The organism is Streptomyces sp. NPDC005706 (genome assembly GCF_040631045.1).
Lineage (GTDB): Bacteria > Actinomycetota > Actinomycetes > Streptomycetales > Streptomycetaceae > Streptomyces.
In genome coordinates this window covers 390,584-414,074 of sequence record NZ_JBEXYS010000005.1, presented here as the reverse complement: position 1 = coordinate 414,074, position 23,491 = coordinate 390,584, and the positions used below count along the sequence as shown (strand labels likewise).

The following is a 23,491-nucleotide window of genomic DNA, read 5'->3' as shown; positions in this document are numbered from 1 at the left end:
ACCGAGAGGCTTACGGTCACGAGGTTCGGCCGCAGCGCGGCCCCGACTGATGATGCCGTGCAGCAGTGAGCGACGTTTCACGTGAAACACGATGCACAGCTACAGCGACCGGATCTCCGCGACACTCCGGCTTGCATGGGTTTGGCAGCTTGTGTGGAGTACGCCTCGTTCACGATTCGGGCCCGAGACGTTGGGCCCACGGATCAGCGACGTCGTCGTGTCCGCCCCGTTCGAGCGGCCTTGGCCCGCTTGGCGGCGAACCGCACACCGCCCGGGCTCTCACCGACCTCCACCCGGACCACGGTGGACGCAGGATCCACCACACCGTCGCCGACATGAAGGATGGACGTCGACACCGCACCCAGCTTGCTGAGGGCGGTAGCGGCCGACTTCAGCTCCTCCTCGGCGGTGTCCCCCTTGAGCGCCAGCATCTCGCCGTAGGGACGCAGCAGAGGGATGCCCCAAGTGGCCAGCCGGTCCAGCGGAGCCACGGCACGGGCGGTCACCACATGGACCGGTGGGAGCTTCCCCATGACTTCCTCGGCCCGGCCACGCACCACGGTGACATGGTCCAGGCCCAGCAGCTCGACCACCTCGGTGAGGAAGTTGGTCCGCCGCAGCAGGGGCTCCAGCAGGGTGATGTTCAGGTCGTTCCGGACCAGGGCCAGCGGGATGCCCGGCAGGCCGGCTCCGGAGCCGACGTCGCACACCGTCACCCCCTCAGGAACCGCCTCCGAGAGGACCGCGCAGTTCAGCAGGTGCCGTTCCCACAGGCGGGGCACTTCGCGCGGGCCGATCAGGCCACGCTGCACTCCCGCCTCGGCGAGCAGCTCCGCATAGCGAACCGCATCGGCGAAACGCTCACCGAACACTTCCCGCGCCTGTTCGGGCGCGGGGGGAAGCTCCGCTGCCTCCGTCACGGGGACCGTCCTTCCGTACAGCGCCGGGCTTCGTGCACCGGCCACCAGAACTACCAGGCTGACAAAGTTCGGCCCCGTCTGCAGGCAGACGGGGCCGTGAAACGAGAGGAGCCGATCAGGCAGGCAGCACGACGACGAACCGCTGGGGCTCCTCGCCCTCGGACTCACTGCGCAGCCCCGCGGTCTTGACCGCGTCGTGCACGACCTTGCGCTCGAACGGCGTCATGGGCTCGAGCTTCACGGGCTCGCCGGTGCTCTTGACCTCGGCGGCGGCCTTGGCGCCCAGCTCCGACAGCTCGGCGCGCTTCTTGGCCCGGTAGCCCGCGATGTCCAGCATCAGCCGACTGCGGTCACCGGTCTCCCGGTGCACGGCCAGGCGCGTGAGCTCCTGGAGAGCCTCAAGCACCTCGCCGTCCCGGCCGACCAGCTTCTGCAGGTCACGGCCGCCGGCGTCGCTGATGATCGACACAGAGGCGCGATCGGCCTCGACGTCCATGTCGATGTCGCCGTCGAGGTCGGCGATGTCGAGCAGGCCCTCCAGGTAGTCCGCCGCGATCTCGCCCTCCTGCTCCAGGCGGGTGAGGGTGTCTGCACCCTCGGCAGCGGCGGAGGTGGTGCCTTCCGTCACGGGATGGGCTCCTTCTTACTTCTTGGACGGGGACTTGGGCCGCTGCGGGCCACCCTTGCGCTGCCCGGACTGGGCCTTGCTGCGGGTGCCGGAGCCGGGCTTCTGGGGCTGCTTGGCAGCGGCGGGCTTGACGTCGTCCTGCGGCTCGTCGTCGGACTTCTCCAGCGAGAGAGCGTCGCCCGCCTGCTTGGTCACGCCGGACTGACGCTGAGACTTGCTCTGGCGCTTGGGCTGCTGACGCCGCGCGGCGGTGGCGGTGGTCGTACCGTCCTCGGCCTGCGCCAAGGCCTGGCTCTCGCCCTTCACCACGGTGCCGTCGGTCTGAGCCGCGAGGCCCGCCTTGGTCAGGCCGTTGATGAACTTGCGCTCGAACTCGTTGCGGTCACGGCCCTTGGCGACGATCGCCTTGACGATGGTCTTCTCACTCCGCCGACGGACCTTGCCGTGCTGGGTCACGTGCTTGGTCAGGCGCTCGAGGTAGGCGGCCTGGGCCTTGGAGCCCGGGGTCGGGTTGTTGTGGATGACGTACATCTGCTGGCCCATGGTCCACACGTTGGTGGTCAGCCAGTAGATGAGGACACCGACCGGGAAGTTGATACCGAAGACGGCGAACATGATGGGGAAGACGTACATCAGCATCTTCTGCTGCTGCATGAACGGCGTCTTCACCGTGGTGTCGACGTTCTTCGTCATCAGCTGGCGCTGCGTGTAGAACTGCGACGCCGACATCATGACGATCATGACCACGGTCACGACGCGGACGTCGGTGACCGAGGCGCCCAGGGCCTCGATCGTACTGGCGCTGTCCTTGAACTTCGCGGCGAGCGGGGCACCGAAGATGTGCGCCTTACGGGCGCTCTCCAGCAGCGACGCGTTGATGACGCCGATGGTCTGGCCCGAGGCGATGCCGTTGAGCACGTGATACAGGGCGAAGAAGAACGGCGACTGCGCCAGGATGGGAAGGCACGAGGAGAGCGGGTTGGTACCCGACTCCTTGTACAGCTTCATCATCTCTTCGGACTGGCGCTGCTTGTCGTTCTTGTAGCGCTCCTGGATCTTCTTCATCTCGGGCTGGAGCGTCTGCATGGCCCGGGTCGCCTTGATCTGCTTCACGAAGAGCGGGATCAGGCAGATGCGGATCAGGATCACCAGGGACACGATGGACAGGCCCCAGGCCCATCCGGTGTCAGGGCCGAAGATGGCGCCGTACACCGTGTGGAACTGGACGATGACCCATGAGACGGGTGTCGTGATGAAGCTGAAAAGACTGGCAATCGTGTCCACTAATCATGCTCCTTGGGCATGGGACGAAGTCTCTGCGGCCGGGCTCGAAGAGAGCTCGGATCGAGTCCTCTCCTCGGTGGCCGGTTCGGCGGCGGAGGTTCCGCCCTTGCGTGCGCACCAAGCGTTGCGCAGCATTTCGTGCCACCGCGGGCGCTTGCGCGGCGGGACATGGTCCACACCGCCGAGCGACCACGGATTGCACCGGAGAATGCGCCAGGCGGTGAGTGCCGTTCCCTTGATCGCACCGTGCCGGTCGATGGCCGTGAAGCCATAGTGGGAGCACGACGGGTAGTACTTGCACACCGGCCCAAGGAGTGGACTGATCGTCCACTGGTACAGCTTGATCAGGGCCAGCAGTGGGTACTTCATCGCGCGCCCCCTCCCAGCAGCCGCTCCACGGCGGCGTCCAGGTCTCGGGCCAGCTGTGCGTGGTCTGCGTCGCCCGCTCCGGGCAGCGCTCGTACGACTACCAGGCTACCGGGGGGAAAAAGGGCGACTCGGTCACGCATCAGGTGGCGCAGTCTGCGCTTGACTTGGTTGCGCACGACCGCGCCACCCACTGCCTTGCTCACGACGAAACCCGCACGCGTCGGGGGAGCGCTCTCCCCAGGCGCGTGCGGGTCCGTGGCACCGCTACGAAGGTGGACGACGAGGAGCGGGCGACCGGCCCGGCGACCCCGTCGTACAGCGGTCGCGAAGTCCTCGCGCCGCCTCAGCCGATGCTCGGTAGGCAGCACGACGTCATGACCTGATCGAATCAGGCGGACAGGCTTGCGCGACCCTTGCTGCGGCGGTTCGCGAGAATCGCGCGGCCGGCACGGGTGCGCATCCGCAGGCGGAAGCCGTGGGTCTTCGCGCGACGACGGTTGTTCGGCTGGAAGGTGCGCTTGCTCACTCGGGGGCTCCAGAAGAAATCGGTAGTGGCGGGGTGCCGTCCTGGCTGTCACCGTGCGCCCACGAGTAGCTCGCGTCACGCCCGAGTGCACCGCTTCCCGATCACCTTCAGCGATCTGTGCCCATCGGAGGCAGGCGGCAGCAGCCATCGACAACTCGACCTGGTTACGGTACGCGGGGCTGCGCCATTCGGTCAAACCAGGGGTCAGGAGGGACACTGTCCACAGGCTGGGGACAACAACTTGAACCGTACCCGCCGCGCTGACTACCGTGGCTGGACTCCGATTCGTTCCCTTGCCCCGGCCCGAGCCGGACCGCCCCACCCGTCCACCGATCTTCACCCTGAACCCGTCCCCGGACCACACGTTCGTGGGACCTGCGAGAGAGCGTGCCCTGTGGCTGACGTACCTGCCGATCTTGCCGCAGTGTGGCCACGAGTACTGGAGCAGCTCCTCGGCGAGGGCCGCGGACAGGGTGTCGAGGCGAAGGACGAGCACTGGATCCGGCGCTGCCAGCCACTCGCGCTGGTCGCGGACACCGCCCTGCTCGCGGTGCCGAACGAATTCGCGAAGGGCGTACTGGAAGGCCGTCTCGCACCGATCGTGAGCGAGACCCTCAGCCGCGAGTGCGGCCGCCCCATCCGCATCGCGATCACCGTCGACGACTCCATGGGCGAGCCGCCGGCCCCGAAGGCGTCCACGCCCGAGCCGCAGCCGCGCTACGAGGAACCCGAACTGCCCTCCGGACCGTACGAGGGCTACGGCCGCCACCGCGCGCCCGATCCGCAGCAGGGCGGCGAACCGTCCCGCGGGGACCAGCTCCCCACCGCGCGGCCCGCCTACCCCTCCGAATACCAGCGGCCCGAACCCGGCGCCTGGCCGCGCCCCGCACGGGACGAGTACGGCGGCTGGCAGCAGCCGCGGCTCGGTTTCCCCGAACGCGACCCCTACGCCTCCCCGCCGCAGGACTCCTACGGCACTCCCTCCCAGGACAGCTACGGTCCGCCGTCGCAGGACTACCGTTCGCCGGGCCGTGAGCGTCCCGCGTACGAGCAGCAGCGCGGCGAGTACGACGGCCCCCGCTCCGAGTACGACCGCCCGGAGTACGACTCCCGGCAGGACTACGAGCGCAAGGACCGGCAGGCCTACGACCGCGGGGACGACCGCCGGGACCGGCAGGACTACGACCCGCCCCGCGCCGACTACGACCAGCGCGACCCGGTCCGCCGAGAGCTGCCCGATCAGCCGTCGGGCGCCGGTCCGGCGCGCCGCGGCGGCCCGGGCCGTCCGGACCTGCCGCCGGCCGGTACGGGCGGCGCCCCCGGCCCGCTGGCCGCGCAGCCCGCGCCCGCGAGCGGTCCCGGCGAGCCCACCGCGCGGCTGAACCCCAAGTACCTCTTCGACACCTTCGTCATCGGCGCCTCCAACCGGTTCGCGCACGCGGCCGCGGTGGCCGTCGCCGAAGCGCCGGCGAAGGCGTACAACCCCCTGTTCATCTACGGGGAGTCGGGGCTCGGCAAGACGCATCTGCTGCACGCCATCGGGCACTACGCGCGCAGCCTCTACCCGGGCACGCGGGTGCGGTACGTCAGCTCCGAGGAGTTCACCAACGAGTTCATCAACTCCATCCGCGACGGCAAGGGCGACAGCTTCCGCAAGCGCTACCGCGAGATGGACATCCTGCTCGTCGACGACATCCAGTTCCTGGCGGACAAGGAGTCGACGCAGGAGGAGTTCTTCCACACCTTCAACACGCTCCACAACGCCAACAAGCAGATCGTGCTCTCCTCCGACCGGCCGCCCAAGCAGCTGGTCACGCTGGAGGACCGGCTGCGGAACCGTTTCGAGTGGGGTCTGATCACCGACGTCCAGCCGCCCGAGCTGGAGACGCGCATCGCGATCCTGCGCAAGAAGGCGGTCCAGGAACAGCTCAACGCCCCGCCGGAGGTCCTGGAGTTCATCGCCTCCCGGATCTCGCGCAACATCCGTGAGCTGGAGGGCGCGCTGATCCGGGTGACGGCGTTCGCATCGCTCAACCGCCAGCCGGTGGACCTGGGGCTGACCGAGATCGTTTTGAAGGACCTGATCCCCGGCGGCGAGGACTCCGCACCGGAGATCACGGCGCCGGCCATCATGGCGGCCACCGCCGACTACTTCGGTCTGACGGTGGAGGACCTGTGCGGCACCTCGCGCGGCCGCGCGCTGGTCACCGCCCGGCAGATCGCCATGTACCTGTGCCGTGAGCTGACCGACCTGTCACTGCCGAAGATCGGCGCGCAGTTCGGCGGCCGCGACCACACGACCGTCATGCACGCCGACCGCAAGATCCGCGCGCTGATGGCCGAGCGGCGCTCGATCTACAACCAGGTGACCGAGCTGACCAACCGCATCAAGAACGGCTGACCCAGCCGCAGACCGCGTGGAGGGCGCCCCCGGGAGGAGATCCCGGGGGCGCCCTTCTGTGTCCCTCCGGTGCGTGCGGAGAGCCTCCTGCGCGGTCGCCGACACCTCCGCCGCGGACGTTCCCGGCCGGCTGCCGGCCGACTGTCGACGGGCTACGGACGGGCTGCCCACGGTCCTTCGACGGGCCGCCGTCGTTCGCCGAGGTTCTCCCCGGCCACCGGGTGTTCGAATATCTGCGTAGTTACGGCCACCCTCCACAGATTCGCCGACTTTCTTCCCTCCACATCCTGGGGACCGTGGAGTTGTCCCGAACCGCGTCCACAGGGACTCTGGGGAAGTGACGTCCGCGCAGCTCAACGGCCTGTGGAATCGTGGACGACGGATCTCCACAGCCTGTGGACGAGGCGGTGATCCACAGGCTGTGCACGGAGTTGTCCACGGGCGGCCCACAGGCTGGAGCAGGTTGTCCCCAGCGATCTCCGGCTTCTCCACATGGCTGTCCACTGTTCGGCAACGCGACGCACCAGATCACCGCGTCGAGTGAAAGCCGTCACACAAGGCTGCCGGATCGGGGTGTGGGAAACGTGGATGATCCTGGGGACGCAGCTGGGGAGAACCGGGCTCGAGCTGTGGGCGGTGTGTGCAGAACTTTCCGTTCTCCACAGAGACCCTGAGTTGTCCACTGGTCCCACCCACAGGGTCAGTGGACAAAATTGTGGGTCTGAGCTGGGAAAACGCGGTTATCCACGGTATCCACAGCCCCTACTACTACTCCCAACTAGAGAGAGCTGGGAATCCGTTTCGAAGCGGGGCCTGTGCACAACTCGCCGTCTCGAGCTCGGCTGCCCCTCGGAGCGACTTGACCCCGACAGGCACCTACTGTCAGTGCGGTGCGTCAGACTGGTCCCCGGTGTCCTTCCCGTCGCAGTGGGCGGTGACACCGAGTCGGAGGACTCAGTAGCAACAGCAGGAGGCGGCTTACGGTGAAGATCCGGGTGGAACGCGACGTACTCGCGGAGGCAGTGGCCTGGGCGGCACGCAGCCTCCCGGCCCGTCCGCCGGCGCCTGTCCTCGCCGGGCTGCTGCTGAAGGCCGAGGACGGCCAGCTGAGCCTGTCGAGCTTCGACTACGAGGTCTCCGCGAAGGTCAGCGTCGAGGCCGAGGTCGACGAGGACGGCACCGTCCTCGTCTCCGGCCGGCTGCTCGCCGACATCTCCCGCGCCCTCCCCAACCGGCCGGTGGAGATTTCCACAGACGGTGTACGGGCGACCGTGGTCTGCGGTTCCTCGCGGTTCACACTCCACACCCTGCCTGTGGAGGAGTACCCGGCGCTGCCGCAGATGCCGAACGCGACCGGCACCGTGCCCGGCGAGGTCTTCGCGGCGGCCGTGTCCCAGGTCGCCATCGCCGCCGGCCGTGACGACACGCTGCCCGTCCTCACCGGTGTGCGCATCGAGATCGAGGGCGACACCGTCACCCTGGCCTCCACCGACCGCTACCGCTTCGCGGTCCGCGAGTTCCTGTGGAAGCCGGAGAACCCGGACGTCTCCGCGGTCGCCCTGGTGCCCGCCAAGACGCTCCAGGACACCGCCAAGGCGCTGACCAGTGGTGACAGCGTCATCCTCGCGCTGTCGGGCTCGGGCGCCGGTGAGGGCCTGATCGGTTTCGAGGGCGCCGGCCGGCGGACGACGACCCGTCTCCTCGAGGGCGACCTGCCGAAGTACCGCACGCTGTTCCCGACCGAGTTCAACTCCATCGCGGTGATCGAGACCGCCCCCTTCGTGGAGGCCGTCAAGCGTGTGGCCCTGGTCGCCGAGCGGAACACCCCGGTGCGGCTGAGCTTCGAGCAGGGCGTGCTGATCCTGGAGGCCGGTTCCAGCGACGACGCACAGGCTGTGGAAAGGGTGGACGCCCAGCTGGACGGCGACGACATCTCGATCGCCTTCAACCCCACGTTCCTGCTGGACGGCCTGAGCGCGATCGACTCCCCGGTGGCGCAGCTGTCGTTCACGACGTCCACCAAGCCGGCGCTGCTCAGCGGCAAGCCCGCGCTGGACGCGGAGGCGGACGAGGCCTACAAGTACCTGATCATGCCGGTGCGGCTCAGCGGCTGAGGCCGTCCACAGCTGTGCACAGTCGCCGGGCACCGTCGCGGTGCCCGGCGCCGTGTCCGGGCGACGAGCCCCGCAGCCGGATGGGATTCCGCAGGTCAGGCCGTGCGTATGAGCGCGTATGCCCACAACTGTGCGCGCGCGTCCGGGTTTAGGCTCGGCTCGGCACTCCGGTGCCTGTCACGGCACACACCGACCTAAGGAACACAACTGATGGAGCTCGGTCTCGTCGGCCTCGGCAAGATGGGCGGCAACATGCGCGAGCGGATCCGCCGCGCGGGCCACACCGTCATCGGACACGACCACAACGCGGACCTCGCGGACGTCCACAGCCTGGAGGAGCTTGTGGGCAAGCTCTCCGCTCCCCGCGTGGTCTGGGTGATGGTCCCGGCCGGCGAGCCCACCCAGACCACCGTCGACCAGCTGGCCGAGCTCCTGGAGCCCGGTGACGTGGTCGTGGACGGCGGCAACTCCCGCTGGACGGACGACGAGAAGCACGCCGAGGAGCTGGCCGCCAAGGGCATAGGCTTCGTGGACTGCGGTGTCTCCGGCGGCGTCTGGGGCCTGGAGAACGGGTACGCGCTGATGTACGGCGGCGACGCCGAGAACGTCGCCAAGGTGCAGCCGGTCTTCGACGCGCTCAAGCCGGAGGGTGACTTCGGCTCGGTGCACGCCGGCAAGGTCGGCGCGGGCCACTTCGCGAAGATGGTCCACAACGGCATCGAGTACGCGATGATGCAGGCCTATGCCGAGGGCTGGGAGCTGCTGGAGAAGGTCGACTCCGTCACGGACGTGCGTGAGGTCTTCCGTTCCTGGCAGGAGGGCACGGTCATCCGTTCCTGGCTGCTCGACCTCGCGGTGAACGCGCTGGACGAGGACGAGCACCTCGACGGCCTGCGCGGTTACGCACAGGACTCCGGTGAGGGACGCTGGACCGTGGAGGCCGCCATCGACAACGCGGTGCCGCTTCCCGCGATCACCGCCTCGCTGTTCGCGCGGTTCGCCTCCCGGCAGGAGGACTCGCCGCAGATGAAGATGATCGCCGCGCTGCGCAACCAGTTCGGCGGCCACGCCGTAGAGAAGAAGTAATCCACAGGATCCCTCCGGGATCCACAACCCTGGGGGAGGTCGGCGGACGACCATGCACGTCACGCATCTTTCGCTGGCCGACTTCCGCTCGTACGCCCGGGTCGAGGTTCCGCTCGACCCGGGCGTCACCGCCTTCGTCGGCCCCAACGGGCAGGGCAAGACCAATCTCGTCGAGGCCGTCGGCTACCTCGCCACCCTCGGCAGCCACCGGGTCGCCTCGGACGCCCCCCTGGTCCGCATGGGCGCCGAGCGCGCGGTCGTCCGGGCGCAGGTCCGGCAGGGCGAGCGGCAGCAGCTGATCGAGTTGGAGCTGAACCCGGGCAAGGCGAACCGGGCCCGTATCAACCGTTCCTCGCAGGTCAGGCCGCGGGACGTGCTGGGGATCGTCCGGACGGTGCTGTTCGCGCCGGAGGATCTCGCGCTGGTCAAGGGCGATCCCGGGGAGCGGCGCAGGTTCCTGGACGAGCTGATCACCGCGCGTTCCCCGCGCATGGCGGGGGTGCGCTCCGACTACGAGCGGGTGCTCAAGCAGCGCAACACGCTGCTGAAGTCTGCCGCTCTCGCGCGCCGGCACGGCGGGCGTTCCATGGATCTGTCCACCCTGGACGTGTGGGACCAGCATCTGGCGCATGCGGGTGCCGAGTTGCTCGCCCGGCGGCTGGATCTGATCGCCGCGCTGCAGCCGCTCGCGGACAAGGCGTACGAGCAGCTGGCTCCCGGTGGCGGGCCGGTGGCGCTGGAGTACAAGCCGTCGGCGCCGGGTGAGGCCCACACGCGCGAGGATCTCCACGGTCAGCTGATGGCGGCCCTGGGTGAGGCGCGCAAGCAGGAGATCGAGCGGGGTGTGACCCTCGTGGGCCCCCACCGGGACGATCTGGTTCTCAAACTCGGTCAGCTGCCCGCCAAGGGGTACGCGTCGCACGGGGAGTCGTGGTCGTACGCCCTCGCGCTGCGGCTGGCCTCGTACGACCTGCTGCGCGCGGAGGGCAACGAGCCGGTGCTGGTCCTGGACGACGTCTTCGCCGAGCTGGACGCCCGTCGCCGGGAACGGCTGGCTGAGCTGGTCGCGCCCGGTGAGCAGGTGCTGGTCACCGCCGCTGTGGACGACGACGTACCTCATGTGCTGGCCGGTGCGCGGTACGCGGTGGCCGGCGGGACGGTGGAGCGCGTATGAGCACCGAGGAACCCACCCCGAAGAAGGACGAGCCGTCCGGTGTCGACCTCGCGCGGGTGGCGTTGCGCGCGGCGAAGGAGCAGGCACGCGCGCGCGGTGACGCGGCGCGGCAGAAGAAGCAGGCGCGGCGCGGCGGCGGTCTGCGTTCGGGTGCGCGGGCCGACGGCCGGGACCCGATGGCGCTCGGGGCGGCGATCAACCGGCTGCTCACCGAGCGGGGCTGGGAGACGCCGGCCGCGGTGGGCGGGGTCATGGGCCGCTGGCCGCAGATCGTGGGCGAGGACCTGGCGAAGCACTGTGTGCCGCAGCGGTACGACGAGGACGAGCGGGTGCTGTCGGTGAGCTGCGACTCGACGGCCTGGGCGACCCAGTTGCGGCTGCTCGCCCCGACGCTGGTGGCCCGGCTCAACGAGGACCTCGGGCACGGCACGGTCCGGCTGATCAAGGTGAACGGTCCGGGTGGTCCGGCCCGGCGTTACGGGCCGCTGCGGGCTCCGGGGAGCACCGGGCCCGGCGACACCTACGGGTGACGTACCTCACGTCCGGTGGTCGTCGCGCGGTGCCGTCGGAGCCCGTGCCGGGGCGCGGTGCACAGGTGTGGATCACGTGCTGACCCGCCAGTAGCCAAGGTTTGACGGCTCGAAGCGCTGAGTGCCGCTGTGAGCCCCTTGGAGCCCCCTTCCCTATATCGGTACCCGGCCGAGACCGGTTCAGGGCGGCACATGGGGACTCAGGTACCGGCAAACCCCCATCACTGTCGGCGCTACCGGTAGACTGGGAGACAATCCCGCCCCAGTCGTGGGGACGTCCGGGAAAAGCTGAGCAACGCTGATCAAGGCTTACCGACGCAACATGCCGCAGCCGCTCCGGTAACCCTCTCCAGGAGGGGCACCCACAGGAGCCTGGCTCGTGCTGTGCCAGAAAGGGCGCTTCGTGGCCGATTCCGGCAACCCCAACGAGAACATCCCGTCCATCGACGCCGGCGTGACCGGCGGGGCCGCGGCATCCGGCACGGCCTCCGCCTCCTACGACGCCAGCGCCATCACCGTGCTCGAAGGGCTGGACGCGGTCCGCAAGCGACCCGGCATGTACATCGGTTCGACCGGTGAGCGCGGTCTGCACCACCTGGTGTACGAGGTCGTCGACAACTCGGTCGACGAGGCGCTGGCTGGTTACGCGGACACCATCGACGTGACGATCCTCGCCGACGGCGGCGTGCGGGTCATCGACAACGGGCGTGGCATTCCGGTGGGCATCGTGCCCTCCGAGGGCAAGCCGGCTCTCGAGGTCGTGCTGACCGTGCTGCACGCGGGCGGCAAGTTCGGCGGCGGCGGCTACGCGGTCTCCGGCGGTCTGCACGGTGTCGGTGTCTCCGTCGTGAACGCCCTGTCGTCCAAGGTCTCCGTCGAGGTCAGGACCGACGGCCACCGCTGGACGCAGGACTACAAGATGGGCGTTCCGACCGCCCCGCTGGCCAAGCACGAGGCCATCGAGCGGACCGGCACGTCGGTCACGTTCTGGGCCGACCCGGAGATCTTCGAGACCACCGAGTACTCCTTCGAGACGCTGTCGCGGCGTTTCCAGGAGATGGCGTTCCTCAACAAGGGGCTGACGCTCAAGCTCACGGACGAGCGCGAGTCGGCGAAGGCCACCAGCGGTGCGGACGAGGCGGGCGCGGACGAGAAGGCCGAGGTCAAGTCGGTCACGTACCACTACGAGGGCGGCATCGTCGACTTCGTGAAGTACCTCAACTCCCGCAAGGGCGACGTGGTGCACCCCACCGTCATCGACCTGGAGGCGGAGGACAGGGACAAGAGCCTGTCCCTCGAGGTCGCGATGCAGTGGAACAGCGGCTACAGCGAGGGTGTGTACTCGTTCGCGAACATCATCCACACGCATGAGGGCGGTACGCACGAGGAGGGCTTCCGTGCGGCCCTCACGAGCCTGATCAACAAGTACGCGCGTGACAAGAAGCTGCTGCGCGAGAAGGACGACAACCTCACCGGTGACGACATCCGTGAGGGTCTGACCGCGATCATCTCGGTCAAGCTGAGCGAGCCGCAGTTCGAGGGCCAGACGAAGACCAAGCTGGGCAACACGGAGGCGAAGACCTTCGTGCAGCGGGCGGTCTACGAGCACCTCAACGACTGGCTGGACCGCAATCCGGTCGAGGCCGCGGACATCATCCGCAAGGGCATCCAGGCGGCCACCGCGCGCGTCGCGGCCCGCAAGGCCCGTGACCTGACCCGGCGCAAGGGTCTGCTGGAGTCGGCGTCCCTGCCGGGCAAGCTCTCCGACTGCCAGTCGAACGACCCCACCAAGTGCGAGATCTTCATCGTCGAGGGTGACTCCGCCGGCGGTTCGGCCAAGTCGGGCCGGAACCCGCAGTACCAGGCGATCCTCCCGATCCGCGGCAAGATCCTCAACGTCGAGAAGGCCAGGATCGACAAGATCCTGCAGAACCAGGAGATCCAGGCGCTGATCTCCGCGTTCGGCACGGGTGTGCACGAGGACTTCGACATCGAGAAGCTCCGCTATCACAAGATCATCCTGATGGCGGACGCCGACGTCGACGGCCAGCACATCAGCACCCTGCTGCTGACCTTCCTGTTCCGCTTCATGCGGCCGCTGGTCGAGGCCGGGCACGTGTACCTCTCCCGCCCGCCGCTGTACAAGATCAAGTGGGGCCGGGACGACACGGAGTACGCGTACTCGGACCGCGAGCGCGACGCGCTGATCGAGCTGGGGCGGCAGCGCGGCAAGCGTGTCCGCGAGGACTCGATCCAGCGCTTCAAGGGTCTCGGCGAGATGAACGCCGAGGAGCTGCGGGTGACCACCATGGACCAGGAGCACCGGGTCCTCGGCCAGGTCACGCTCGACGACGCCGCCCAGGCCGACGACCTGTTCTCGGTTCTGATGGGCGAGGACGTCGAGGCCCGACGCGCGTTCATCCAGCGCAACGCCAAGGACGTCCGCTTCCTCGACATCTGAGTCGGTCTCAGCTGACCGCACCAGGAAGGATCTTCACCAGCAATGGCCGACGAGAACACTCCTGTCACCCCTGAAGAGGGCGGCGAAATCGTGATGCGTGTCGAGCCCGTCGGGCTCGAGACGGAGATGCAGCGCTCGTATCTGGACTACGCGATGTCCGTCATCGTGTCCCGCGCGCTGCCCGACGTCCGTGACGGTCTCAAGCCCGTCCACCGCCGTGTGCTGTACGCGATGTACGACGGCGGCTACCGCCCCGAACGCGGCTTCTACAAGTGCGCCCGTGTCGTCGGCGACGTCATGGGCAACTACCACCCGCACGGCGACTCCTCGATCTACGACGCCCTGGTGCGCCTCGCCCAGCCGTGGTCGATGCGGATGCCGCTGGTGGACTCCAACGGCAACTTCGGCTCCCCGGGCAACGACCCGGCGGCGGCGATGCGCTACACCGAGTGCAAGATGGCGCCGCTGTCGATGGAGATGGTTCGTGACATCGACGAGGAGACCGTCGACTTCACGGACAACTACGACGGCCGCTCCCAGGAGCCGACCGTCCTGCCGGCCCGCTTCCCGAACCTGCTGATCAACGGCTCGGCCGGTATCGCGGTCGGTATGGCGACCAACATCCCGCCGCACAATCTGCGCGAGGTCGCGGCCGGCGCCCAGTGGTACCTGGAGAACCCCGAGGCCTCGCACGAGGAGCTGCTGGACGCGCTCATGGAGCGCATCAAGGGCCCGGACTTTCCGACCGGGGCGCTCGTCGTGGGCCGCAAGGGCATCGAGGAGGCGTACCGCACGGGCCGTGGCTCCATCACGATGCGCGCGGTGGTCGAGGTCGAGGAGATCCAGAACCGGCAGTGCCTGGTGGTGACCGAGCTGCCGTACCAGGTGAACCCGGACAACCTGGCGCAGAAGATCGCCGACCTGGTGAAGGACGGGAAGATCGGCGGCATCGCCGACGTCCGCGACGAGACCTCGTCCCGTACGGGCCAGCGCCTGGTCATCGTGCTGAAGCGGGACGCGGTCGCCAAGGTCGTCCTGAACAACCTGTACAAGCACACCGACCTGCAGACGAACTTCGGCGCCAACATGCTGGCGCTCGTCGACGGCGTGCCGCGCACGCTGTCCCTGGACGCGTTCATCCGCCACTGGGTGACGCACCAGATCGAGGTCATCGTCCGCCGGACCCGGTTCCGGCTGCGCAAGGCCGAGGAGCGGGCGCACATCCTGCGCGGTCTGCTGAAGGCCCTGGACGCCATCGACGAGGTCATCGCGCTGATCCGGCGCAGTGACACCGTCGAGATCGCGCGCGGCGGCCTGATGGGCCTCCTGGAGATCGACGAGATCCAGGCCAACGCGATCCTCGAGATGCAGCTGCGGCGGCTGGCCGCCCTGGAGCGCCAGAAGATCGTCCAGGAGCACGACGAGCTCCAGGCGAAGATCAACCAGTACAACGAGATCCTCGCCTCGCCGGTCCGTCAGCGCGGGATCGTCAGCGAGGAGCTGGCCGCGATCGTCGAGAAGTACGGCGACGACCGGCAGACGAAGCTGATCCCGTACGAGGGCGACATGTCCATCGAGGACCTGATCGCCGAGGAGGACATCGTCGTCACCGTCACGCGCGGTGGCTACGTCAAGCGGACCAAGACGGACGACTACCGGGCGCAGAAGCGCGGCGGCAAGGGCGTGCGCGGTACGAAGCTGAAGGAAGACGACATCGTCGACCACTTCTTCGTCTCCACCACGCACCACTGGCTGCTGTTCTTCACGAACAAGGGCCGGGTGTACCGGGCGAAGGCGTACGAGCTGCCGGAGGCCGGCCGGGAGGCCCGCGGGCAGCACGTGGCGAACCTGCTCGCCTTCCAGCCGGACGAGGCGATCGCCGAGATCCTCGCGATCCGCGACTATGAGGCGGCGCCGTACCTGGTCCTCGCCACGAAGTCCGGTCTGGTCAAGAAGACGCCTCTGAAGGATTACGATTCGCCCCGCGCCGGCGGTGTGATCGCGATCAATCTGCGTGAGCGGGAGGACGGAACCGACGACGAACTGATCGGTGCCGAACTCGTCTCGGCCGACGATGATCTCCTGCTGGTCAGCAAGAAGGCGCAGTCGATCAGGTTCACCGCCTCGGACGACACGCTGCGACCGATGGGCCGTGCCACCTCGGGCGTCAAGGGCATGAGTTTCCGTGAGGCGGACGAGCTTCTCTCGATGAATGTCGTTCGACCCGGTACGTTCGTGTTCACCGCTACGGACGGCGGGTACGCGAAGCGGACCGCCGTCGACGAGTACCGCGTCCAGGGTCGCGGCGGCCTCGGTATCAAGGCCGCCAAGATCGTGGAGGACCGCGGCTCGCTCGTCGGCGCGCTGATTGTCGAGGAGAGCGACGAGATCCTCGCCATCACCCTGTCCGGCGGTGTGATTCGTACGCGAGTCAGCGAGGTCAGGGAGACGGGCCGTGACACCATGGGCGTCCAACTGATCAACCTGGGCAAGCGCGATGCCGTGGTCGGTATCGCACGTAACGCCGAGGCGGGGCGCGAGGCGGAGGAGGTCGACGGCGGGGACGTCGTCGACGAGACCGACGAGGCTGCCGCGACCACCGGCACGGACGAGGGTGAGGCGCCCTCGGCGGAGTAGCACGAGGAGTGAGTCATCGTGAGCGGAGCCACGGGCGCCGGATCGGCCGGTACCCCCACGGGTACGGAAGCGGGCGGCGGCCGTGGCTCCGCCGCGCACGGGGCGGGTGCGGCGGACCCGCACACGACCCAGCTGAGGGCGGTCAGGTCCTCGGCGAAGGAATCGCCCTCCACCGATACGCCGGCATCCCAGGGGGGAACCGTGACGGACACCCGAGGCCCGCAGACCCAGCCCGCCGAGGGACAGTCGGCCTCTCCGCTCCCCGGTGAGCGGCGCTCCGAGCAGCACTCCGGGCCCTACCACCCGCCGCAGGCCTACCCGGCGCAGACGCCCACCGGCGCCGTGCGCCGGCCGCGTACCGGCGCGCGGACCGCGCCGCGCACCCGCAAGGCGCGGCTGCGGGTGGCCAAGGCGGACCCGTGGTCGGTGATGAAGGTCAGCTTCCTGCTCTCCATCGCGCTGGGCATCTGCACGGTCGTCGCCTCGGCGGTGCTGTGGATGGTCATGGACGCGATGGGCGTGTTCTCGACGGTCGGCGGCACGATCTCGGAGGCGACCGGCTCCAACGAGGCGAACGGCTTCGACCTGCAGTCCTTCCTCTCCCTGCCGCACGTGCTGACCTTCGCGTCGATCATCGCGGTCATCGACGTCGTCCTCGCCACGGCCCTCGCCACCTTGGGCGCCTTCATCTACAACCTGTCCGCGGGCTTCGTGGGCGGCATCGAACTGACGCTGGCCGAGGACGAGTGATCCGCCCGCCGGGCTCGCCCGGCAGCCCCCCGACAACCGATTTTGGGACTGCCGCCCTCGTGCGCTAATCTTCAGGAGTCAGCGCGCGGGACACACACCGCAGAGCGCGGCGGGGCTATAGCTCAGTTGGTTAGAGCGCATCCCTGATAAGGATGAGGCCACAGGTTCAAATCCTGTTAGCCCCACATGCGAGAAGACCCCCAGTCGATACCGGCTGGGGGTCTTCGGCATTCACCGCGAACGCGGAACATGCCTTCTATGCTTCGGAGCTGCTGGGGGTGTCATGACCGATCGGGACTGGTACGACGACAGGGACTACGAGAGCGCGGTCGAGAAGGCTGAGCGGATGACCCGGATCGGCTGGGGAGCGATCGCCGGTGTGACGGGACTGCTGGGCATCGGCGTGATCGCCGTCGTCGTTGCCTGCTTGGCCGCCGTCATCGGCATGGCGTACGTCGTGGTTGCCGTGCCATAGCGCGTGAGCGGATCCGGCAAGGGCGGCCAGGGTGACCAGTCGTGGTTCGTCATGGCGGACCACGGAGGCAACGAGTTCTGTCTCCTGGACCGACGGCCTCGGTGAGAACCCCTGAGAGCCGGGTTCGCCGGTTCCGGGCACGCGGAAGACCCGACCGCTGGCGACGGGGGATGCACCAGCGATCGGGCCATGGCCAAGGGTAACAAGGTTGAGGTGGTTGTGGGAGGCAACCGGCTTGTTGGAAGGGGGAGTTGGCCGATCTTGATCGGTCAGTGGCACGGGGGGTCGTAGGACAGGCGGGGCAGGTACTCGTGCCACTTCTGCGGGGTCAGCACGCCCCGGGTGACCGCGCAGATGTGCCGGATGGCAGCGTCGGCGTCCAGGCGCCACAGGCGGACCGTGTCCGCGCCGCTGGACACGCCGAGCACATGACTGTTGGGGCTGAACGCCAGGAAGTTGCCGGTCTTGGCGTAGGGGCTCATCGACTGGCCGATGGCGCTGGCCGACGAGGGCCGGGTGACGTTCCACAGCCGTACGGTGTTGTCGTTGCCGCCGCTCGCCAGGATGTGGCCGGACTCGCCGAACGTCAGCGACGTGACCGCCTCGGTGTGTCCGGTGAGCGGCCGGCCCGGCCCGGTCGCCGCGCGTGGGTCGGTGACGTCCCAGAGCCGCACGGTGTCGTCGTCGCTGCCGCTGGCCAGGGTATGGCCGTCGGGGCTGTAGGCGAGCGTGTTGACGGGACCCGAGTGCCTGGTGAGCGGGTTGCCGAGCGGCACGGCACGGGCCGGGTCGGTGACGTCCCACAGCCGGACGGTGCTGTCCGCGCTGCCGCTGGCGAGGGTGCGTCCGTCGGGGCTGAAGGCGAGCGCGTTGACGAAGCCCCGGTGCCCGGTGAGCGGCTTGCCGAGCGGCACCGCGCGGGCGGGGTCGGTGACGTTCCACAGCCGGATGGTGCGGTCGTCGTAGGCGGTGGCCAGGGTGTGCCCGTCGGGGCTGTACGCCAGCGCGTCCGGGCCCATGAACCGGGTCCGCAGGACCAGCGGCGGCCCGGCGGAGACGGGGCGGGCCGGGTCGGTGACGTTCCACAGGCGCACCACGCGGCTCCCGGTCAGCACCGCGAGGGTGCGGCCGTCGGGCGAGAACACCAGGGACCGCTGGTCGCCGTTCGTCCGCATGAAGGGCTTGCCCAAGGCCACGGGCCGGCCGGGAGCGGTCACGTTCCACAGCCGGATCGCGCCGTCGCGCGCGGCCGTGGCGAGCACCTTGCCGTCCGGGCGGAACGCCCCGCCGCGGCCGGTCATGTCCGACGTCGGCACCGACCACAGGCGGACCTTGCCGTCGCCGTTGCCGGTGGCGAGGGTCCGGCCGTCCGGGCTGAACCCCAGGGCGTACATCTCGCCGCTGCCGCCCGCCAGCGGCTCGCCGACCTGTGACGCCGATGCCGGATCACCGACGTTCCACAGGCTCGCCGTGCTGTCCGCGCTGGCCGCGGCGAGCCGGTTGCCGTCGGGGCTGAAGGCCACGGACCAGATGGGGCCCGTGTGACCGGTGAGGGGTGAGCCGACCGGTGCCGCGCGCGCGGGGTCGGCCGTGTTCCACAGCCGGATGGTGTCGTCCGCGCTGCCGCTGGCCAGGGTGCGCCCGTCGGGGCTGAACGCCACCGAGTGCACCAGGTCCGTGTGGCCGGTGAGCACCTTTGGCAGCGGACGCGGGTGGCGCGGGTCGGCCGTGTTCCACAGCCTGATCGTGCCGTCGTCACCGCCGGCCGCGAGGGTGCGTCCGTCGGGGCTGAACGTCACACAGCGCACCGCGGCCGTGTGACCGTCGAGTGCGCCGAGCGGCCGGGGCCGGCTCGGGGCGGAGACGTTCCACAGGCGTACGGTGCGGTCCTCGCCCGCGGAGGCCAGGGTGCGTCCGTCGGGACTGAAGGCGACCAGGTAGATCGTGCCCTCGTGGCCGGCGAGGGGCTTGCCGAGGGGGACCGGGTGGGCTGGGTCGGTGACGTCCCACAGCCGGATCGTGCCGTCGTCCCCGGCGCTGGCAAGGGTGTGGCCGTCCGGGCTGAAGACGGCGCTGCTCACCCAGCTGGTGTGACCGGTGAGGGGCTTGCCCAGCGGCTCGGGACGGCCCCGGTCGGCCACGTTCCACAGGCGGACCGTCCGGTCGTAGCCGGCCGTGGCGAGGAGCTTGCCGTCGGGGCTGAACGAGGTGAGGTAGACGGCGCCGTGGTGGCCGAGCAGAGGGGTGGCCAGGGGTGCGTTGACGATCGAGATGAGCCTGCTGTACGTCCCCTCGTCGTCGGGGCGCAGGTCGTGGGCCACCAGGTCGAGCTGGGCGGCCAGCGACGGGTCGGTGTGCTGGACCCGGTCCGCCTCCGCGATCACCTGTTCGAAGACCGCGTCGTCCCGCTGCTGCCAGGCGACCACCGCCGAACCGGCCGCGAGCAGGGCGAGCACGACCAGTGCCGCCACCGCGGCGCGGCTGATCAGGACGGTGCGCCTGCGCAGCCGGACCGAGGCGGCGAGGAACTGCACCGCGCCGCGGGTCAGATAGGTGTCCCCGGCCGACTTCGCCCAGCCCCGGGCCTGTTCGAGGCGGGAGCCCCGGTAGAGCAGCGCGCTGTCCCGGTCGGAGGCCTCCCAGGCGCGGCCGTCCTCCTCCAGCCGCTGGCGCAGCAGATGGTCGCCCCGGTCCTCGTCGATCCAGTGGCGCAGCCGTGGCCAGGCGTGCAGCAGCGCCTCGTGGGTGATCTCCACGGTCTCCGCGTCGAGCGTGACCAGCCGGGCGCGCACCAGCGCCTCGAGCGACTCCTCCGTCTTGCCGGGGTCCACCGACTCCTGCGCCAGCTGGCGCCGGGTGCCGCGCCTGCGGGTGGCCTGGGTGTCCTCGCCCAGCCGGACCAGACGCAGCAGGAGCAGTCGGGCCGCGGTACGGGCGGCCGGGTCGAGGCTGGTCCAGGCGCGTTCGGCGGTCGCCGCAACCGCGCCCTGGATGCCGCCCGCCGCGCGGTAGCCGGCCAGGGTCAGCCGGCCCGCCTTGCGGCGCTGCCAGGTGGCGAGCAGGGCGTGCGAGAGGAGCGGGAGCACTCCGGCGTCGTGCGCCCCGCGCGGGCCGTCCGCGCTCACCTCCCGCACGATCAGTTCGGCCAGCCCCGGTTCCAGCTCCAGGCCGACGGCCTTGGCGGGGCCGGTCACCGCCTCGCGCAGTTCCGCCGTGGTGAGCGGCCCGAGCACCATGTGCCGGTGCTGCAGCGCGTCGGCCAGCTCCGGGTGGCCGAGGCACTGCTCGTAGAAGTCGGCGCGGATGCCGAGGACCACGAGGACGGGGGCGGGTCCGGGCAGGTCCGGGGGCGGGGCGCAGGCCGCGTGCAGCAGCCGGACGAAGGCGCGGCGGGCCGCCTCGTCGGGGCAGAGGGTGAAGGTCTCCTCGAACTGGTCGACGATGATCACCGCTCGCGGCTGCCCGGCGGAGGCGGCCGGCGGGGTGGGGCCGGCCGGGGGCGGGGAAGGCGAGCCGGTGGCGTCGTCCGGGGGGAGCAGCGGGGCGCCGGACTGGTGGGGAATCGGGAGGGTGCCCTCGGAGCCGGAGCCGGAGCCGGAGCCGGAATCGGATTCGGCCGAGGAGGCCGGGCGCGTGCCCTTCTCGTCGAGGAGCGTGACCTGGGAGTCGCTGCCGTCCACTTGCCTGCCGGCCGCGTCGTTCCGGGGCGCGCGTGTGTCCGGTGTGCCGGTTCCGGCCGGGCGCGGGTCCGGAGCCGTGTCGCCGGGCGGTTCCTCGTCGGGGGCGGACGTCTCCCGGAGCGCCCATGCGGTGACCGCCTCGCGTACCGCGCGGGCGAAGCGCGGGGTGTCGGAGCCCACGGCGGCCGGGTGGTGGTCCGCCTCCGCCTCGGCCATGCGTGCGTCGGCGGCGAGGGCGGCCAGTTCCGGGACCCGGCGGGTCAGCTCGCCCAGCGGATCGGCGCCCGGCACCAGCTGGAGCACGGCCGTCGGCCGGCCGTCGCCGTCCCCGAGCGCGCCGTTCCGCACCGCGGGTACCAGGCCGGCGTTCAGCAGGGACGACTTCCCGGCACCGGAGGCGCCGACGATCATGATCAGTCCGCCGGTCCGCTCCGCGGCGCGCAGCTGGGCCACCAGGGACTCGGTGCTCCGCTCCCGGCCGAAGAACCACCGGGCGTCCTCCTGGCGGTAGGGAGCCAGGCCCCGGTACGGGCACACGCCGCCGGCTACGGGCGGATCCTGGGCCGGAGGCCGCCGGTTCTCCTGCGCGGGGACGGCGGGACGGTCGCCGGCCGGGTCGGCCAGCGCGCGCTCCCACAGGCGCTGCCACTGGGGCAGGTCGTACAGGCCGCTGGAGACCGGGACCGGCCGTGCGCGGCGCGCCTCCGGGATCAGGATCTGCAGGACGGCCGCGAGGGCGGCGAACTGGGCCGGTACGTTCTTGGCCCGCCGCCAGTCGCTGATCCGCTGGGCGGACACCCGCACCGGTCGTCCCCGCTCGTCCACCCGCTGCAGCCGTACGACCGCCTCGGAGACGCTCTTCAGGGGTGGATTGCCGGCCTCCTTGTACAGCAGTGCGAGGCGCTCGGCGAAGGCCGTGCGTGTCCCTGAGTCGGAACTCAAGGTCCCACCCCTTAACTCCCCCCGCATCAGGACGTCCGGACCGGAAAACTCACCCTATACGGCTGACCTGCGACTACACCCTGGTCCGGAGACAGGGACCTCCTCGGGCGGGGCTGTAAATGGCAGGATCACGACGCGGTAGCGGCATCGTCACAATCGGTCCGGACAGGCCACCGGCCAAGTACCCGGGCGGACGGCCCGAGGTGCCGATCGATCTCGGCCAATGTGCCCGCCGGGCGTGGTGGACATCGACGGCACGAGGGACGTCGCGGTCCCGGACACACAGCTCCCGCGCCGACACGCCGACACGGTGCGGGCGACGCCACCCGGCCCGTCCGGTACCGGTCCCCACGAGGGGAGGGACCGGTGCCGGACGGGCCGGGTACCAAGCGGCGGTTCGCCGGGCGGCCGAAGCGGGCAGTGACGTCCTGGTAGTCGGTCACCGACCGCCGGCCGGCCCGGGAGGCCGCCGGGGTCCCGTACGGCTGGAGGACGTATGAAGGTCTCCGTGGACCGGGCCGTTTGCTACGGCTCCGCCGAGTGCGCGCACCGTGCGCCGTCCGTGTTCGCGTTCGAGGACGGGTACGGCGTGGTCCGGCCCGGTCAGGAGGGCGCCGGGGAAGACGCGCGGGTGCGTGAGGCGGCCGAGAAGTGTCCCTCCCAGGCCGTCGTGCTCACCGAATGACGCGGGTGAGCGCCGATCACCGGTCGGCGGGGAAGGTCCAGCCGAGGTCGGCCAGCGCACGTGCCCTGGCCTCCACCACCGCCATGCGGGCGTCCCGCTCGGCCGGGTCGGTGTGCGCGGCCTGACCGGTCACCTGTCCCTCCCACTTCCGGTACAGCAGCCCGGCCTCTCCGGTGAACCAGCCGGGGCTGACCGCGTTCAGCGCCAGCAGCAGGCCGGTGTCCTCGGAGGCGGGCAGGGCCATCCAGCCGCCCAGGGCCGTCAGCAGGTCCCGGCGGACGCAGAGCGACGCCGGATGGACCTGGGCCCGGAAACCGTGTTCCTTCCAGAAGCGCAGTACGGCACCGCGCTCGACGGGGCCGTCGTCCGGATCGCCGGGGAAACCGGCCGTGGAGCCGTCGGGGAGCAGGTCCAGGGCCCGGGAGGTGGTCCAGCCGATCGTGCGGTCGGCCTCCAGGACGGCCAGGTCACGGGCGAGCGCACCGGGCGTGAGCCGGTCGTCGGCGTCCAGGACCTTCACATACGTGCCGTCCGCGCGCGCCAGCGCGATCGTGCGGGCGACGCCCGGCCCGCCCGGCCGCCCCTGCCGGAAACTCACCCGCTCGTCGTCCGGGACGTACGGGCGCACCTCGTCGGTCCGGCCGTCCTCCTGGATCAGCCACTGCCACTCCCAGCCGTCCGGGAGCCACTGCTCGCGCAGGGACTTGTGGGCGTCCGGCAGGAAGCGGGCGGACGGGGCGTGGACAGCGGTGACAACGGTGACGCGCCGGGGCACGGCGGCATCCACCACCTTTCCGGGCACGTGGTGAGGAGCGGTTCCGTACGGTCG

At 70.1% G+C, this 23,491-nt stretch carries 18 protein-coding genes and 1 tRNA gene; 11 read left to right on the top strand and 8 right to left on the bottom strand.

All coding sequences use genetic code 11. From position 1 onward, the window contains the following. Positions 1 to 203 precede the first annotated feature (203 nt). The 6 genes from rsmG to rpmH form a co-directional block, all read right to left on the bottom strand. A complete protein-coding gene (rsmG, locus tag ABZ478_RS13165; protein WP_359548257.1) occupies positions 204 to 920 on the bottom strand; it encodes a 16S rRNA (guanine(527)-N(7))-methyltransferase RsmG in 717 nt (238 codons plus the stop codon). A 115-nt stretch (positions 921 to 1,035) separates the two neighbouring features. Continuing rightward, on the bottom strand, positions 1,036 to 1,548 hold the full coding sequence (locus ABZ478_RS13160) for a R3H domain-containing nucleic acid-binding protein (protein WP_359548255.1): 513 nt from the start codon (positions 1,546 to 1,548) through the stop codon (positions 1,036 to 1,038). Between the two features lie 15 nt (positions 1,549 to 1,563). Then, complete coding sequence (gene yidC, locus ABZ478_RS13155; RefSeq protein ID WP_359548254.1) at positions 1,564 to 2,832, bottom strand: membrane protein insertase YidC; 1,269 nt, start codon at positions 2,830 to 2,832, stop codon at positions 1,564 to 1,566. A 3-nt stretch (positions 2,833 to 2,835) separates the two neighbouring features. Beyond that, a complete protein-coding gene (yidD, locus tag ABZ478_RS13150; RefSeq protein ID WP_359548251.1) occupies positions 2,836 to 3,201 on the bottom strand; it encodes a membrane protein insertion efficiency factor YidD in 366 nt (121 codons plus the stop codon). Beyond that, positions 3,198 to 3,569: a ribonuclease P protein component gene (gene rnpA, locus ABZ478_RS13145; protein WP_358929646.1), complete on the bottom strand. Its 372-nt coding sequence runs from the start codon at positions 3,567 to 3,569 to the stop codon at positions 3,198 to 3,200. The genes yidD and rnpA overlap by 4 nt, the downstream gene beginning before the upstream one ends. Before the next feature lie 20 nt (positions 3,570 to 3,589). Continuing rightward, positions 3,590 to 3,727 (bottom strand): 50S ribosomal protein L34, encoded by a 138-nt coding sequence (rpmH, locus tag ABZ478_RS13140; protein WP_005482975.1) that lies wholly within the window; start codon positions 3,725 to 3,727, stop codon positions 3,590 to 3,592. A 394-nt stretch (positions 3,728 to 4,121) separates the two neighbouring features. On the opposite strand from rpmH, the gene dnaA reads away from it, so the two are divergent. The 10 genes from dnaA (at position 4,122) to ABZ478_RS13090 (ending at position 17,355) form a co-directional block, all read left to right on the top strand. Continuing rightward, the gene (gene dnaA, locus ABZ478_RS13135) at positions 4,122 to 6,128 is read left to right on the top strand and encodes a chromosomal replication initiator protein DnaA (RefSeq protein ID WP_359548248.1); all 2,007 of its coding nucleotides are present in this window, start codon (positions 4,122 to 4,124) and stop codon (positions 6,126 to 6,128) included. 983 nt (positions 6,129 to 7,111) lie between these two features. Next, positions 7,112 to 8,242 carry a DNA polymerase III subunit beta gene (gene dnaN, locus ABZ478_RS13130; protein ID WP_359548247.1) on the top strand — a complete coding sequence of 377 codons (1,131 nt, stop codon included), beginning with the start codon at positions 7,112 to 7,114 and terminating at the stop codon, positions 8,240 to 8,242. Positions 8,243 to 8,452: 210 nt separating this feature from the next. Further along, positions 8,453 to 9,328, top strand: a complete 876-nt coding sequence (gnd, locus tag ABZ478_RS13125; protein ID WP_359548244.1) for a phosphogluconate dehydrogenase (NAD(+)-dependent, decarboxylating) — start codon at positions 8,453 to 8,455, stop codon at positions 9,326 to 9,328. Positions 9,329 to 9,380: 52 nt separating this feature from the next. Next, complete coding sequence (recF, locus tag ABZ478_RS13120) at positions 9,381 to 10,502, top strand: DNA replication/repair protein RecF (RefSeq protein WP_359548242.1); 1,122 nt, start codon at positions 9,381 to 9,383, stop codon at positions 10,500 to 10,502. Beyond that, positions 10,499 to 11,032, top strand: coding sequence for a DciA family protein (locus ABZ478_RS13115; RefSeq protein ID WP_351661786.1), 534 nt, complete (start codon positions 10,499 to 10,501; stop codon positions 11,030 to 11,032). The genes recF and ABZ478_RS13115 overlap by 4 nt, the downstream gene beginning before the upstream one ends. A gap of 379 nt (positions 11,033 to 11,411) precedes the next feature. Next, positions 11,412 to 13,493 carry a DNA topoisomerase (ATP-hydrolyzing) subunit B gene (gyrB, locus tag ABZ478_RS13110; RefSeq protein ID WP_359548241.1) on the top strand — a complete coding sequence of 694 codons (2,082 nt, stop codon included), beginning with the start codon at positions 11,412 to 11,414 and terminating at the stop codon, positions 13,491 to 13,493. Positions 13,494 to 13,535: 42 nt separating this feature from the next. Beyond that, complete coding sequence (gene gyrA, locus ABZ478_RS13105; protein WP_359548239.1) at positions 13,536 to 16,130, top strand: DNA gyrase subunit A; 2,595 nt, start codon at positions 13,536 to 13,538, stop codon at positions 16,128 to 16,130. Between the two features lie 18 nt (positions 16,131 to 16,148). Continuing rightward, positions 16,149 to 16,880, top strand: coding sequence for a DUF3566 domain-containing protein (locus ABZ478_RS13100; protein ID WP_359548237.1), 732 nt, complete (start codon positions 16,149 to 16,151; stop codon positions 16,878 to 16,880). Between the two features lie 111 nt (positions 16,881 to 16,991). After that, positions 16,992 to 17,065: transfer RNA gene (locus ABZ478_RS13095), tRNA-Ile, on the top strand. Positions 17,066 to 17,163: 98 nt separating this feature from the next. Continuing rightward, positions 17,164 to 17,355: a hypothetical protein gene (locus tag ABZ478_RS13090; RefSeq protein ID WP_359548235.1), complete on the top strand. Its 192-nt coding sequence runs from the start codon at positions 17,164 to 17,166 to the stop codon at positions 17,353 to 17,355. 269 nt (positions 17,356 to 17,624) lie between these two features. On the opposite strand, the gene ABZ478_RS13085 is transcribed toward ABZ478_RS13090, so the two are convergent. Further along, positions 17,625 to 22,004: a WD40 repeat domain-containing protein gene (locus tag ABZ478_RS13085; protein ID WP_359548232.1), complete on the bottom strand. Its 4,380-nt coding sequence runs from the start codon at positions 22,002 to 22,004 to the stop codon at positions 17,625 to 17,627. Positions 22,005 to 22,473: 469 nt separating this feature from the next. Here ABZ478_RS13085 and ABZ478_RS13080 point away from each other — a divergent pair, with 469 nt between their 5' ends. After that, complete coding sequence (locus ABZ478_RS13080; protein ID WP_359548231.1) at positions 22,474 to 22,662, top strand: ferredoxin; 189 nt, start codon at positions 22,474 to 22,476, stop codon at positions 22,660 to 22,662. Between the two features lie 16 nt (positions 22,663 to 22,678). On the opposite strand, the gene ABZ478_RS13075 is transcribed toward ABZ478_RS13080, so the two are convergent. Next, complete coding sequence (locus ABZ478_RS13075) at positions 22,679 to 23,437, bottom strand: glycosyltransferase (protein ID WP_359548358.1); 759 nt, start codon at positions 23,435 to 23,437, stop codon at positions 22,679 to 22,681. Positions 23,438 to 23,491 lie beyond the last annotated feature (54 nt).

Excerpts from the sequence above, each read along its gene's own strand:
- yidD (WP_359548251.1), bottom strand. The coding sequence starts at position 3,201 with ATGAAGTACCCACTGCTGGCCCTGATCAAGCTGTACCAGTGGACGATC.
- gnd (WP_359548244.1), top strand. The coding sequence starts at position 8,453 with ATGGAGCTCGGTCTCGTCGGCCTCGGCAAGATGGGCGGCAACATGCGC.
- recF (WP_359548242.1), top strand. The coding sequence starts at position 9,381 with ATGCACGTCACGCATCTTTCGCTGGCCGACTTCCGCTCGTACGCCCGG.
- ABZ478_RS13115 (WP_351661786.1), top strand. The coding sequence starts at position 10,499 with ATGAGCACCGAGGAACCCACCCCGAAGAAGGACGAGCCGTCCGGTGTC.
- gyrA (WP_359548239.1), top strand. The coding sequence starts at position 13,536 with ATGGCCGACGAGAACACTCCTGTCACCCCTGAAGAGGGCGGCGAAATC.
- ABZ478_RS13090 (WP_359548235.1), top strand. The coding sequence starts at position 17,164 with ATGACCGATCGGGACTGGTACGACGACAGGGACTACGAGAGCGCGGTC.
- ABZ478_RS13085 (WP_359548232.1), bottom strand. The coding sequence starts at position 22,004 with ATGCGGGGGGAGTTAAGGGGTGGGACCTTGAGTTCCGACTCAGGGACA.
- ABZ478_RS13080 (WP_359548231.1), top strand. The coding sequence starts at position 22,474 with ATGAAGGTCTCCGTGGACCGGGCCGTTTGCTACGGCTCCGCCGAGTGC.